Origin of the sequence: Bacillus sp. FSL R7-0685 (assembly GCF_038002425.1) — a bacterium.
In the GTDB taxonomy this organism is placed as follows: domain Bacteria; phylum Bacillota; class Bacilli; order Bacillales; family Bacillaceae; genus Bacillus; species Bacillus subtilis.
The window spans coordinates 1,543,747-1,556,560 of record NZ_JBBOCN010000001.1; the positions used below are offsets into that span (position 1 = coordinate 1,543,747).

A 12,814-nucleotide genomic window follows, 5' to 3' on the forward strand; every position below is an offset into this window, starting at 1 on the left:
ACAAGCCCAAAATAAATAGAGACTTATACAGCCAATATTTTAGATGCTTTGTAGTATGCCATGCATATTTCTTTAAGCACTATCTGATTTAAAAGGCTTTAATACTTATGTTCGCGGGCTATAGATCCATATGAAATTTCTATAATCACGATAAGAAAGGGGACAGACCGAAGTGAGCTGCTCACTGATCATCAAATTCAGCAAAGGCTGGCCATTGAAACAATAAAGCGCCAAAACAAGACACGAAAAAAGACCAAAGCCGCCTAAGGCTTTGGTCTTGAGTCCTTATGATTGCCTAGATTCATAACGGAAACGAGCAATCAATAATAAGAAGTAGCATAGAACGCCAAACAGACAGGCAATAAAGAACGAGTGGGCAAGTGCAAAGCCCAGAGCCAGTTCAGTGTATACGATCATAATCCCGGACAGTGCCTGTAATGTAATGAAAATAAGACATGAGATCCATCCCCAAAAGATCTGTTTTTGATCTTTATAGGAGATAATAGCATGAACAGCGGCAACAATAATCCATACAAATAACAGTAAGGCTGCTGCTCTGTGGCCCATTTGCACCCATTCATGGAATTGGGTCGGAAGTCCATTGTTCAGCGGGCTGCACAGCGGCACATCAGGGCATGCCAGGCTTGATTCAGTGTGTCTTACATATGCGCCTGTATACACAACGATATAGGAATATATCAAAATTCCTATCATGTGAAATTGCATCTTTTTGCCGATTTGAAGCGGCTTAACCAGTGTTCTGACTGATTTATCAGCTTCAAATATGAGCAATGTTAAAATAAGCACTGAAGCAAAAGAAATTAATGAGATGCCGAAGTGAAGCGCCATAATCAGCGCGTTCGAACCGAATACGACAGCCAATGCGCCAAGCAATGCCTGAAGAAATAAAAAGATAATTGACATGATCGCGAGAAACGTTGTTTCACGAAAAATCGGCGTGATTTTTCTCCATGACCAAAACGCAAGGCTTAGCACAAGGATAATAGAGATTCCGCTTGCGAATCGGTGGCTCCATTCAATAATTGAAGCCGGATTCAGTTCAGGGAAAAAACGGCCGTGACACAGCGGCCACTGTCTGCCGCATCCTTGGCCGGAACCTGTTTTTGTAACGAGGGCACCCCCGATTAAAACAATTAGCATGACAAATGTCGTCAGAACACCGAGAGCTTTTAATGCTTTATTCATACAATATTCACCTTCTCAACATACTGCTGCAATTTTATATACGTTCCAAGTGTAAGCGAATATGTGTTTTGTGGCAATTCCCAGAGCCTTTTGTTCACAAAAATATAATAGAATGACGGCTTCTGGAAAATGTACACTTGATTATTCATGCCGGGTCTGATAGAAATAAGGTAAACGCAATGCCGATTTGGAGATTGCCTTCATCTTTGGTAAAATTCATAAAAAGTTCACAAATAAATTCCTGTTTGTCGTTTAATATTTAATAGGATGTTTTTTTACAAGATGTTATCTTGTATGATAGAGTTGCAGGTTATTTTATTCTCCTGCGTTAGGTTTGTAAGGGAGGTTTACGTTATGGCTAACTCCAGAATCTTAAATGATACAGCTATAGACGGACAAATTGAAGAAACAACGGCATGGAAAGATTTTCTGTCCCTTATTAAAATAGGGATCGTCAATTCTAACCTCATCACGACTTTCACTGGAATGTGGCTTGCACTGCATATTTCCGGTTTGAGTTTTTTAGGCAATATAAACACCGTTCTTCTTACGTTAATCGGGTCTTCACTGATTATTGCGGGCTCCTGCGCGATCAATAACTGGTATGACCGGGACATTGACCATCTTATGGAGCGTACGAAAGTAAGACCGACGGTTACGGGTAAAATTCAGCCGAGTCAGGCGTTATGGTCTGGAATTTTGCTGGTTGCTTTAGGATTGATCATGCTGCTGATGACAACTGTCATGGCTGCTGTTATCGGTTTTATCGGAGTCTTTACGTATGTTGTATTGTACACAATGTGGACGAAACGCCGCTATACGATTAACACAGTAGTAGGAAGCGTTTCCGGTGCAGTGCCGCCGCTTATTGGATGGACGGCAGTGGAAGGGAATATCGGTGTCGTAGCATGGGTGTTATTCATGATTTTATTTATTTGGCAGATTCCTCACTTCTTAGCATTGGCTATTAAGAAAACTGAGGATTACAGAGCTGCAAATATTCCGATGCTTCCTGTCGTATACGGTTTTGAAGTGACAAAAAGACAAATTATTGTGTGGGTTGCGTGCCTGATGCCGCTTCCGTTTTTCCTTGGTAGCCTGGGTCTTCCGATTGTCATTCTCGGCTTGCTGTTAAATATCGGCTGGCTGATTCTTGGCTTAATGGGATTCCGCTCCAAGAATATCATGAAGTGGGCAACGCAGATGTTCGTTTACTCGCTTAACTACATGACAATCTATTTCGTTGCCATGGTTGTCTTGACGCTTTTCTAAAAAATAGATATGATGCTTGTTTTATCGCTTCAAAATAAACGATGACAACTAGTAAATGCCGCCTTGACCTCTTGTTTAATCAGGCGGCTTTACTTTTATACATAGATGGCATTTTGAGTAAAAAAACTCATAATTTAAGAGAAGAGGAAATGTAAGTGCTTTATTGGTGATAGGTTGGATGGCGATAGATTTCGATCCGCTTTCCGCCTTTGTATTGACCAGAAAAGGGGTTGGGTGAAATGGTAAAGCATTGGCGTCTTATTTTATTATTAGCCTTAGTGCCGCTTCTATTAAGCGGATGTGGAAAACCTTTTTTATCCACGCTCAAGCCTGCTGGCGAGGTGGCTGATAAACAGTATGACCTGACAGTGCTCAGCACATTGATTATGGTGGTTGTTGTTGCAGTAGTATCTGTTATCTTCTTTTATGTGATTGTGAGATTCAGAAGATCACGGGTCGGTGAGAACACGATACCGAAACAGGTAGAGGGGAATAAATTTTTAGAAATCACATGGACCGTGATCCCGATTTTGCTGCTCATTATTCTTGTGATTCCTGTTGTATTATATACGCTGGAGCTAGCGGACACATCACCAATGGATAAAAAAGGCCGCAAAGCTGAGGATGCTCTTGTAGTCAATGTTAGGGCAAATTTATACTGGTGGGAGTTTGAGTACCCTGATTACGGCATTATCACAAGCCAGGAGCTGATTGTACCGACAGATCAGCGTGTATATTTTAATTTAAAAGCCTCTGATGTAAAACATTCCTTCTGGATTCCTTCAGTTGGAGGAAAACTTGATACGAATACGGATAATGAAAATAAGTTCTTCCTGACATTTGATTCAAAACGAAGCAAAGAGGCAGGAGATATGTTTTTTGGGAAGTGTGCAGAGCTTTGCGGCCCTTCACATGCGCTGATGGATTTTAAGGTGAAGACGATGTCTGCAAAAGAATTTCAGGGCTGGACAAAAGAAATGAAGAACTATAAGTCTACAGCAGAGAGCGATTTGGCTAAGCAGGGTGAAGAACTGTTTAAAGAGAAAAACTGCCTGAGCTGCCATGCGGTAGAGCCGAATGATAAGCGTGCAGAAGCCGCTAGAACGGCACCTAACTTGGCGACCTTCGGTGAAAGGACAAAAGTGGCAGGGGTGAAAGAGGCCAACAAAGAAAATGTGAAGGCTTGGCTGAAGGACCCTGACAGCATAAAGCCGGGGAACAAAATGACAGGCACATATCCAAAGCTCTCAGACAGCGAAACAGATGCGCTTTATGAATACTTAAAAGGCTTAAAAGCGGAAAGCAAGTAGGGAAGAAAGGGAGATATTGGGGGAGGTCACATATGTTGAATGCGCTTACAGAAAAGCGGACGCGCGGATCTATGCTTTGGGATTATTTGACGACGGTGGACCATAAAAAAATCGCGATTCTTTATTTAGTGGCAGGGGGATTCTTCTTTCTTGTCGGGGGAATTGAAGCGATGTTTATCAGAATTCAGCTTGCAAAGCCGGAAAATGCGTTTCTCAGTGCTCAAGCGTACAATGAAGTAATGACTATGCACGGAACGACGATGATCTTTCTGGCTGCGATGCCGCTCTTATTTGCCTTGATGAATGCGGTTGTGCCTTTGCAGATCGGGGCTCGGGACGTTTCGTTTCCATTTTTAAACGCGCTTGGTTTTTGGCTCTTCTTTTTCGGGGGCATTTTCTTAAATCTAAGCTGGTTTTTGGGCGGAGCGCCAGATGCGGGCTGGACGTCATATGCCTCACTTTCGCTTCATTCTAAAGGGCACGGCATAGACTTTTTCGTCCTCGGACTCCAAATATCGGGGCTCGGGACGCTGATAGCCGGGATTAACTTTTTGGCCACGATTATCAACATGAGGGCTCCGGGCATGACGTATATGAGGCTGCCTTTGTTTACATGGACGACATTTGTGGCCTCGGCATTGATTTTGTTCGCGTTTCCGCCGCTTACGGTTGGATTGGCTCTCATGATGCTGGATCGGCTGTTCGGAACCAATTTCTTTAATCCGGAGCTTGGCGGAAATACGGTCATTTGGGAACATTTATTTTGGATCTTCGGCCACCCGGAAGTTTATATCCTAATTTTGCCTGCATTCGGTATTTTTTCTGAGGTCATCCCTGTGTTCGCCAGAAAGCGTTTGTTTGGCTATTCTTCAATGGTTTTTGCAATCGTGCTCATTGGCTTTCTGGGCTTTATGGTTTGGGTGCACCACATGTTCACGACTGGTCTCGGCCCGATTGCAAATGCGATTTTTGCGGTTGCAACAATGGCTATCGCGATTCCGACCGGGATTAAGATTTTTAACTGGCTGTTGACGATTTGGGGAGGAAATGTGAAGTATACAACCGCTATGCTGTATGCTGTCTCATTTATTCCATCCTTTGTGCTCGGCGGTGTGACGGGAGTCATGCTGGCAGCTGCTGCGGCTGATTATCAGTTCCATGATACGTATTTTGTGGTTGCGCACTTCCACTACGTCATTATTGGCGGCGTTGTATTCGGCCTTTTAGCCGGTGTTCATTTCTGGTGGCCGAAAATGTTCGGTAAAATTCTGCATGAAACGATGGGGAAAATTTCATTTGTATTGTTTTTTATCGGCTTTCACCTCACGTTTTTCATTCAGCATTTTGTCGGCTTAATGGGGATGCCGCGCCGGGTTTATACGTTTTTGCCAGGACAGGGTCTGGAAACCGGCAACTTGATCAGTACAATCGGGGCGTTTTTTATGGCGGCAGCTGTTATTCTTCTGCTGGTCAATGTCATATGGACATCGGTAAAAGGTGAATATGTAGGTGCTGATCCATGGCATGACGGACGTACGCTGGAATGGACCGTTTCTTCACCGCCGCCGGAGTATAACTTTAAACAGCTTCCTTTTGTCAGAGGACTTGATCCGTTTTGGATTGAGAAGCAGGCAGGGCACGAATCAATGACGCCGGCGGAACCGGTTGATGATATTCATATGCCAAACGGCTCAATCCTGCCGCTCGTCATTTCCTTCGGCCTTTTTGTCGCAGCGTTCGGGCTGCTGTACAGAAGTGATTACGCTTGGGGCCTGCCGGTGATCTTTATCGGGCTCGGCATCACATTTATTACGATGCTGCTTCGTTCAGTAATTGATGATCACGGCTATCATATTCATAAAGAGGAACTGCCGAACGATGATAAAGGGGTGAAGGCATAATGCAAGTTCAAGAAAAATTCACCGCAGAAACCTTTCCGGCTTCTCCTGAAAAAGTAACCCTGGAAGGGAAAAATAAATTTTTAGGCTTTTGGCTTTTTCTTGGCGGAGAGACTGTTCTGTTTGCGTCTCTCTTCGCCACGTTTCTTGCGCTTCGGAATTCAAATGCCGGTGATCCGCCTACGACGGAAATGTTCGATGTGACACTTGTATTCATTGCCACAATGCTTCTATTAACGAGCAGTTTAACGAGTGTGTACGCGATGTACCACATGAAGAACTTTTCCTTCGGCAAGATGCAGCTTTGGCTGGGAATTACGATTTTATTGGGGGCGGGCTTTTTAGGACTGGAAATCTATGAGTTCAAGCATTACACCCATGAATTTGGCTTTACCATCACAAGCTCTGCCCTTGGTTCTGCGTTTTACACGCTTGTCGGTACACACGGCGCCCACGTGGCATTTGGGCTTATGTGGATCAGCACGCTTATGATCCGCAATGCCAAGAGAGGGCTGAATCTGTATACGGCGCCTAAGTTTTACGTTGCCAGCCTTTATTGGCACTTTATTGATGTCGTGTGGGTCTTCATCTTTACCGTTGTATATTTAATGGGGATGGTGGGATAAACATGGTCGATAAAAAAAGCAGAGGGCATATCAATAGCGACCTTGAATTTAAGAAAAAAAAGCATGCCCGAGAGATGAAATATCAAGTCCTGTCTTTTGGTTTAATGATCGGTCTTACGATTGTTGCATTTCTGACTGTGGCCACGGACGGTGTCGGCAGCTGGTTTACGATTCCTTTCATTATTTTGCTAGCTGCAATTCAAGTCATCTTTCAGCTGTATTATTTCATGCATATGAATCAGAAAGGGCATGAGGCGCCGGCACTGTTTTTGTATTCAGGGGTGTTTGTCGCGTTTATCACTGTGCTTGCGTTTGTGACAATTATATGGTGGTAATTTGAACAGCCGCCGGAGGTGAAGAAATGAATCAGTTGGAGATATTTGGGTTTCGCGCGATGTGGAGCCCTTATCTTTTTTGTATCCTGTTAGGCATTACGGCGCTTTATCTCTATTTTTACAGGCGAATGTCTTCAAAGCCAAATCGAATAACTGGTAAAGAGATGGTATGCTTTCTGTCGGCGATGCTGTTTTTATATGCAGCCGAGGGAAGCCCGGTTGATCTGCTCGGACATATTATGTTCAGCGCACATATGGTGCAGATGGCCGTCCTGTATTTGGTTGTCCCGCCGCTGTTAATCGCGGGAATTCCTGCATGGCTCTGGGAAAAAATCATTTTCAGGCCTTCAATCAAACCGTTTTTTTCCTTTTTTACGACGCCTTTAATTGCTTTGCTTTTGTTTAACGGCATTTTTTCTTTATATCATGTACCGCTTATATTTGATACTGTCAAAACGGATCCGTATTACCATACATTAATCACTTGGCTTATCTTTGTGCTTGCGTTCTTCATGTGGTGGCCGCTTGTTCATAAGGTTGAGCGTCTACGGCAGCTCAGCGGCTTGATGAAGCTGGGTTATATTATGGCGGACGGTATGCTGCTCACACCTGCTTGCGCCTTGATCATGTTCAGCGGTGCACCGTTATACGCCACCTATACAGATCCGGCTTTATGGGCTGAGGCAATGAGGCTTTGCGTGCCAGCGGATATGATGGGGCAGGTCCCATTAACAGGGCCAGAGATGTTGAATACACTGCCTTTGTTAGAGGATCAGCAGCTCGGAGCAGTCATGATGAAAATCATTCAGGAAATTGTGTACGGTACTTTTTTGGCCATTATTTTTTTCCAATGGGTGAAGAAAGAAAGGGAAAAGGACGGGCAGGAGGAGCCGCCGTATATTCAGCAGACGATATCATAAAAGGTACAGCGAAATATGCTGTACCTTTTCGTTACATTTGAACTGTTTTTAACATGTTGGCTATGTCCTGAATCAGTGCCTTGCTTTTTGTCACAACCTGTACGGGAAACTCTTCCGTTTCTCCATATTCTACTCCATGAGGGTAGTAATGCTTTCCTAGGAGAGGGGACATTAATTGAATCACGGCGCGCCCGCTTCCGACATCGCCTTCTGCCGCAATACCTTGTATCCGCAGGTAAAACGTACCCTCAATCGTCGAAAACTTCTTGTCATAGGTGACTCTCTCGTAATCCCATTGACCCGCTCTGATAAGACCTTTGCTTTCCATTAAGTCGTCTAGCCAGCTGAGCTCAGCCTTAACCCCTTCAAGTCCGCTTTCAGTAAACTTCAACACTGACCCCTCCTTATAAAAATTACCTTTCCTGACAATCATAGTATGAAAGCGTTAAACTTTCAATGAATCTTCTTCTTTTGAAAGTATGCAAAAATTAAATTTTGACGACAATAGCACTAGACTAAAGGAGGTTAAACGGATGACAAAAATAAAAGATCTGATGACAGCCGACTTGCAATATTGCACGGTATTAGATAATGTATATGAAGCTGCAGTAAAGATGAAGGACGCAAATGTAGGAGCGATTCCGGTAGTTGATGAGGACGGGGAAACATTGGTCGGCATCGTAACCGACCGCGATCTCGTATTAAGAGGAATCGCCATCAAAAAACCGAACTCGCAAAAAATCACTGACGCGATGACTGAAAAACCTGTCAGTGTGGAGGAAGATGCTTCAGTCGATGAGGTTCTTCATTTGATGGCATCGCATCAGCTCAGAAGGATACCAGTTACAAAAAATAAAAAACTGACTGGAATTGTCACGCTTGGTGATCTTTCTTTATCTGAGCAAACGAATGAACGTGCCGGCAGCGCCTTATCGGATATTTCCGAAGGTGATAATAGAGAAGAAGGCTTTTTTCATTAACACATAAATCTTTGACATGTTAAATAGGCTGTATTGTAATGGGATGTAAACAAGAGATTGTGAATCGCCACGGGGGTGATAGATTGAAAAATATATTGAGAGCAATGGTTATCCTTTTGATTATCTGCGGAACTTATGTTCTGTTTATTCAATATGGATCTGTTCCTGAAAAGAAATCAAATGACAGCGAGCCTCAGGTGTCGAATGAGGAAGCGCAAAGCGGCAAACGAATACATATGCCGACTTCAGGGTTATTGTCCTTCATGGGCAAGCACGCCGATGAAGTAACGAAAAAGCTTGGGGAACCTGAACGTATTGACCCTTCGGCTTATGATTACGATTGGTGGGTATACAATCAAGGTAAGGATCAATATATCCAAATCGGGGTATTAAACAATAAAGTGGTCACATTATTCGCGTCGGGTAATGATATTAACGCAAAGCCTTTCAAAATTGGAGAATCAACTGGCGAAGTATTCAAGACCACCCAGGTGGCACCATTTGTGAATGTAGAGTATAAAGGAAATTCCTATCGGTTTGAATTTTCTGAAGAAGATATCAATACAAGACCGACTGTAAAGGTAGGAAAGATGTATGTCCAGCTGTATATGGACAAATTTGAGGGGAAGCTATCCAGCATCAGGGCGTTTGATGCGCAGACCTTTGTAAAGCAAAGACCTTATGAGGTAGTGTACCGCGGGGAATTAATTAAACCGAAAGCCGTTTCAGATGAGAAATGGAAAAAGATCCAAACAACGAGCGAAAAGCAAATCCTTGATTTGACGAATGTCATACGCGTTAAACATGGACTTGCGAAGCTTGAGTGGGATCAGCCAACGGCGGAAGTGGCATTTGGGCATAGTGAGGATATGAAGGAAAATAATTATTTCTCCCATGTCTCTAAAAAATACGGCTCGCTGAAAGACCGCTTAGAAGAAGGGCATGTTGACTTTCAGCAAGCGGGAGAAAATATCGCATACAATTATGTGGACGGTCCGGCTGCCGTAGAAGGCTGGCTGAATAGCGAAGGCCATCGAAAAGCGCTTCTGAATTCAGATTATACGCATCTTGGTGTCGGAGTAGACCGGAAATATTACACCCAAAATTTTATTAAGCGATGGTAATGAAAGCCGCGGACGAATGGTCCCGGCTTTTTCTATTTCCATACAAACTGGTCTGAATGAATGTGCTGATAGCTTACAGATAAGGCCGTTTCCCATTCCTTCAGTCAGGCTTTTTCACTAGTGTATAGGGATATCGGTTAAAATTCATTTGGGAATGAATATAGGCGAACACAATGCCCGACAAAACGATACATTGTAGTAGGTAACGATTTTCGGAGGGGGTGAGGATTGTGGCGAATCAACATGCCAATCATTCAATCAATGACTTTAAACAATTCGTCAAAAAGCATCCCAAGCTGATAAAAGAAGTGCGCAAAGAACAAAGAAGCTGGCAGGACGTATATGAAAATTGGGTCCTCTTCGGGGAGAGCGACCCGATTTGGGATCCGTATCGGGAACCGGAAGCAGCTGCTGAAGCTGTGCCTGAAACACCGCAAAAAAATGATTTTGTCTCGAAAATGGTGACAGCGGTGAAAAAGATGGATGTCAATCAAATGAACGAACAAATCAATAAAATGAGCCAGTCGATCTCATCGTTGCAAAGCCTTCTTAATACATTTTCCGGAAGCGGACAGAAGCATTCTCAGCCAGGCTCTGGACAGCATCCTTTTTCTTTTCGAAAGGATTAAAAAAGGGGAGCTCATATGCGCAAAGAGGTTCAGGAATATATTTTAGCAAACGAAGAACGGAAACGATTCATCAGAGAACAGCCGATATGGTACCGCAGGCTTTCAAGAAAACCGGATGATCTGTCCTCCTTTCAGCTTGAAATGATGAACTTTTATGAAAAAACCATTCCCCATCGGGTGAATCAGTTTACGAACGGGATTCAAATGGCGCAAATGATGATGCAAATGTTTCAAGCGATGCGGACAAAAGATTAAAAGGCCCCGAAAAAGGGTCTTTTTTCATGCGGACATAAGGTTTTGTATACGGCTGCGGTTAAGCATTTTCCAATTGGCTGGTTTCATGGTAAACTAACAACTGGAGGTGCATGTTATGTATGCGACGATGGAATCCGTGCGGCTTCAAAGTGAAGCTCAGCAGCTTGCCGAGATGATTCTGCAGTCGGAGACGGCTGAGAACTACCGCAATTGTTACAAGCGTCTCCAGGAAGATGAAGAGGCAGGTCGGATTATTCGTTCTTTTATCAAAATAAAAGAGCAGTATGAGGATGTACAGCGTTTTGGCAAATATCATCCTGACTATAGAGAAATATCCCGGAAAATGAGGGAGATCAAACGTGAGCTGGACCTGAACGACAAGGTGGCTGACTTCAAGAGAGCTGAAAATGAGCTCCAGTCCATTCTTGATGAGGTCAGCGTCGAGATTGGGACAGCTGTTTCGGAGCATGTGAAAGTTCCGACTGGGAACCCTTATTTTGACGGTTTGTCTTCATGCGGAGGCGGCTGCGGTTCAGGCGGAAGCTGCGGATGTAAAGTGTCCTGACGAGACTGGCCGTCTCGTCTTTTACATATAAGAGAAAACAGGCAGGTGATTGTATTGGAGAATAGGCGCCAGGGCATGGTTGTGTATCTGCACTCCCTGAAGCAAAGCAAAATGCTGAGGAAGTTCGGGAATGTGCACTATGTATCAAAACGATTAAAATATGTCGTACTGTACTGTGATATGGACCAAATTGAAAAAACAATGGACAAGATTGCGTCTTACTCATTTGTGAAAAAAGTGGAGCCTTCTTATAAACCGTTTTTAAAATTGGAATTCGAGTCAAAGCTTGATAAGGCAAAAGAATACGATTATAAAATCGGCATATAGCTATAAAAAAATCCCCGCAGGCATCTGCGGGGTCCTTCTATTCCTTAATATGTTAAGGAGAAGGCAAAGGGAGAGGAGAAACCGGAGGAAGAACTTATGGGGAAACGTAAGTCTTCTCCGCGGTTGGCAACAACATCCTCTAGATGCTGTTGCTTATAGTATGGACAAGGATCATGCTGCCTATACACCTGTTTATCAAGATTAGCGTTCATTGTTTGGAAGAATGCTTTATGTTAAGATAGGATTGATTTTTTTCTATGTACATAGCGGCGTCCGGCCGAATAAAGAAACAAAATAGCTTTTAGAAAAAGTGGTGTGGAACATGAGAGTAATTTCTGGATCAAAAAAAGGCCGTTCACTAAAGGCTGTACCCGGAACATCAACAAGACCGACAACCGACAAAGTGAAGGAATCCATTTTCAATATGATCGGCCCTTATTTTGACGGGGGCAGGGGACTTGACTTATTCGCAGGGAGCGGAGGTCTTGGAATCGAAGCGCTTTCACGCGGGTTTGAGCATTGTATATTCGTTGACCGTGATTTTAAAGCGATTCAAACAGTAAAATCTAATTTGAAAACGCTGGAGCTTACAAAACATGCACAGGTATACCGCAATGATGCGGAACGTGCTTTGCACGCTGCTGCTAAAAGAGAAACCGGCTTTCGCGGAATTTTTCTCGATCCGCCGTATAAGGAACAAAAGCTGAACGCGCTTTTAACGATGATTGACGAATATCAAATGCTGGAAGAAGACGGCTTTATCGTCGCTGAGCATGACAGAGAGGTCGAGCTTCCCGAAACCGTAGGAGATCTTGTGATGACAAGAAAAGAAACCTATGGGTTAACAGGTGTAGCGATTTATAAAAAGAGGGGGTAGTGAGGTGGCGAGTATAGCTGTCTGTCCCGGCAGTTTTGATCCTGTGACCTACGGGCATCTGGACATCATCAAACGCGGGGCGCATATTTTTGAACAAGTGTATGTATGTGTGCTGAATAATTCTTCAAAAAAGCCTTTGTTCAGTGTGGAAGAACGGTGTGAGCTTCTGAGAGAAGTCACAAAAGACATTCCGAACATAACAGTTGAAACATCGCAAGGCCTGTTAATTGATTATGCAAAAAGAAAAAATGCGAAAGCGATTTTAAGAGGCTTGAGAGCTGTATCTGATTTTGAATACGAGATGCAGGGGACATCAGTAAACCGGGTGCTTGATGAATCTATTGAGACGTTTTTTATGATGACAAACAATCAATATTCGTTTCTAAGTTCAAGCATCGTAAAAGAAGTGGCAAGATACAACGGCTCGGTATCAGAGTTTGTACCGCCGGAAGTAGAGTTGGCGCTTCAGCAAAAATTCAGACAAGGATGA

General features: G+C 43.6%; 16 protein-coding genes. 14 read left to right on the plus strand and 2 right to left on the minus strand.

Features of this window, described 5'->3' with window-relative positions; all coding sequences use genetic code 11:
* Window positions 1-285 precede the first annotated feature (285 nt).
* Window positions 286-1,206: a heme A synthase CtaA gene (gene ctaA, locus MKY50_RS08185; RefSeq protein WP_116315523.1), complete on the minus strand. Its 921-nt coding sequence runs from the start codon at window positions 1,204-1,206 to the stop codon at window positions 286-288.
* A 354-nt stretch (window positions 1,207-1,560) separates the two neighbouring features.
* Between ctaA and cyoE the strand changes: the two genes are divergently transcribed.
* The 6 genes from cyoE to ctaG all read left to right on the plus strand — a co-directional run bounded on the left by cyoE (window position 1,561) and on the right by ctaG (window position 7,567).
* Window positions 1,561-2,478 (plus strand): heme o synthase, encoded by a 918-nt coding sequence (gene cyoE, locus MKY50_RS08190; protein ID WP_003232250.1) that lies wholly within the window; start codon window positions 1,561-1,563, stop codon window positions 2,476-2,478.
* 239 nt (window positions 2,479-2,717) lie between these two features.
* Window positions 2,718-3,788 carry a cytochrome c oxidase subunit II gene (gene coxB / locus MKY50_RS08195; protein ID WP_014663859.1) on the plus strand — a complete coding sequence of 357 codons (1,071 nt, stop codon included), beginning with the start codon at window positions 2,718-2,720 and terminating at the stop codon, window positions 3,786-3,788.
* Between the two features lie 32 nt (window positions 3,789-3,820).
* Complete coding sequence (gene ctaD / locus MKY50_RS08200) at window positions 3,821-5,689, plus strand: cytochrome c oxidase subunit I (protein WP_021479350.1); 1,869 nt, start codon at window positions 3,821-3,823, stop codon at window positions 5,687-5,689.
* On the plus strand, window positions 5,689-6,312 hold the full coding sequence (gene ctaE / locus MKY50_RS08205) for a cytochrome c oxidase subunit III (protein WP_003232244.1): 624 nt from the start codon (window positions 5,689-5,691) through the stop codon (window positions 6,310-6,312). Before ctaD ends, ctaE begins: the two co-directional genes overlap by 1 nt.
* Before the next feature lie 2 nt (window positions 6,313-6,314).
* On the plus strand, window positions 6,315-6,647 hold the full coding sequence (gene ctaF / locus MKY50_RS08210; RefSeq protein WP_003232242.1) for a cytochrome c oxidase subunit IVB: 333 nt from the start codon (window positions 6,315-6,317) through the stop codon (window positions 6,645-6,647).
* 26 nt (window positions 6,648-6,673) lie between these two features.
* Window positions 6,674-7,567, plus strand: coding sequence for a cytochrome c oxidase assembly factor CtaG (gene ctaG / locus MKY50_RS08215; RefSeq protein ID WP_341116473.1), 894 nt, complete (start codon window positions 6,674-6,676; stop codon window positions 7,565-7,567).
* 31 nt (window positions 7,568-7,598) lie between these two features.
* Here ctaG and MKY50_RS08220 read toward each other — a convergent pair whose 3' ends face one another.
* Window positions 7,599-7,961: a YugN family protein gene (locus MKY50_RS08220; RefSeq protein ID WP_003232238.1), complete on the minus strand. Its 363-nt coding sequence runs from the start codon at window positions 7,959-7,961 to the stop codon at window positions 7,599-7,601.
* Between the two features lie 139 nt (window positions 7,962-8,100).
* Between MKY50_RS08220 and MKY50_RS08225 the strand changes: the two genes are divergently transcribed.
* The 8 genes from MKY50_RS08225 (at window position 8,101) to coaD (ending at window position 12,814) form a co-directional block, all read left to right on the plus strand.
* Entirely contained in the window at window positions 8,101-8,547 is a 447-nt protein-coding gene (locus MKY50_RS08225) for a CBS domain-containing protein (protein WP_003221362.1), read from the plus strand.
* A gap of 83 nt (window positions 8,548-8,630) precedes the next feature.
* The gene (locus tag MKY50_RS08230; protein WP_003245434.1) at window positions 8,631-9,671 is read left to right on the plus strand and encodes a CAP domain-containing protein; all 1,041 of its coding nucleotides are present in this window, start codon (window positions 8,631-8,633) and stop codon (window positions 9,669-9,671) included.
* A gap of 230 nt (window positions 9,672-9,901) precedes the next feature.
* Window positions 9,902-10,300, plus strand: a complete 399-nt coding sequence (locus tag MKY50_RS08235) for a YlbD family protein (protein ID WP_032725642.1) — start codon at window positions 9,902-9,904, stop codon at window positions 10,298-10,300.
* 15 nt (window positions 10,301-10,315) lie between these two features.
* On the plus strand, window positions 10,316-10,555 hold the full coding sequence (locus MKY50_RS08240) for a YlbE-like family protein (RefSeq protein WP_003232231.1): 240 nt from the start codon (window positions 10,316-10,318) through the stop codon (window positions 10,553-10,555).
* A 115-nt stretch (window positions 10,556-10,670) separates the two neighbouring features.
* Window positions 10,671-11,120 (plus strand): regulatory iron-sulfur-containing complex subunit RicF, encoded by a 450-nt coding sequence (ricF, locus tag MKY50_RS08245; protein WP_003221370.1) that lies wholly within the window; start codon window positions 10,671-10,673, stop codon window positions 11,118-11,120.
* A gap of 54 nt (window positions 11,121-11,174) precedes the next feature.
* Complete coding sequence (locus MKY50_RS08250; RefSeq protein ID WP_009967171.1) at window positions 11,175-11,447, plus strand: YlbG family protein; 273 nt, start codon at window positions 11,175-11,177, stop codon at window positions 11,445-11,447.
* Window positions 11,448-11,769: 322 nt separating this feature from the next.
* Window positions 11,770-12,324: a 16S rRNA (guanine(966)-N(2))-methyltransferase RsmD gene (gene rsmD / locus MKY50_RS08255; protein WP_047182572.1), complete on the plus strand. Its 555-nt coding sequence runs from the start codon at window positions 11,770-11,772 to the stop codon at window positions 12,322-12,324.
* 4 nt (window positions 12,325-12,328) lie between these two features.
* Window positions 12,329-12,814, plus strand: a complete 486-nt coding sequence (gene coaD / locus MKY50_RS08260) for a pantetheine-phosphate adenylyltransferase (protein WP_003245283.1) — start codon at window positions 12,329-12,331, stop codon at window positions 12,812-12,814.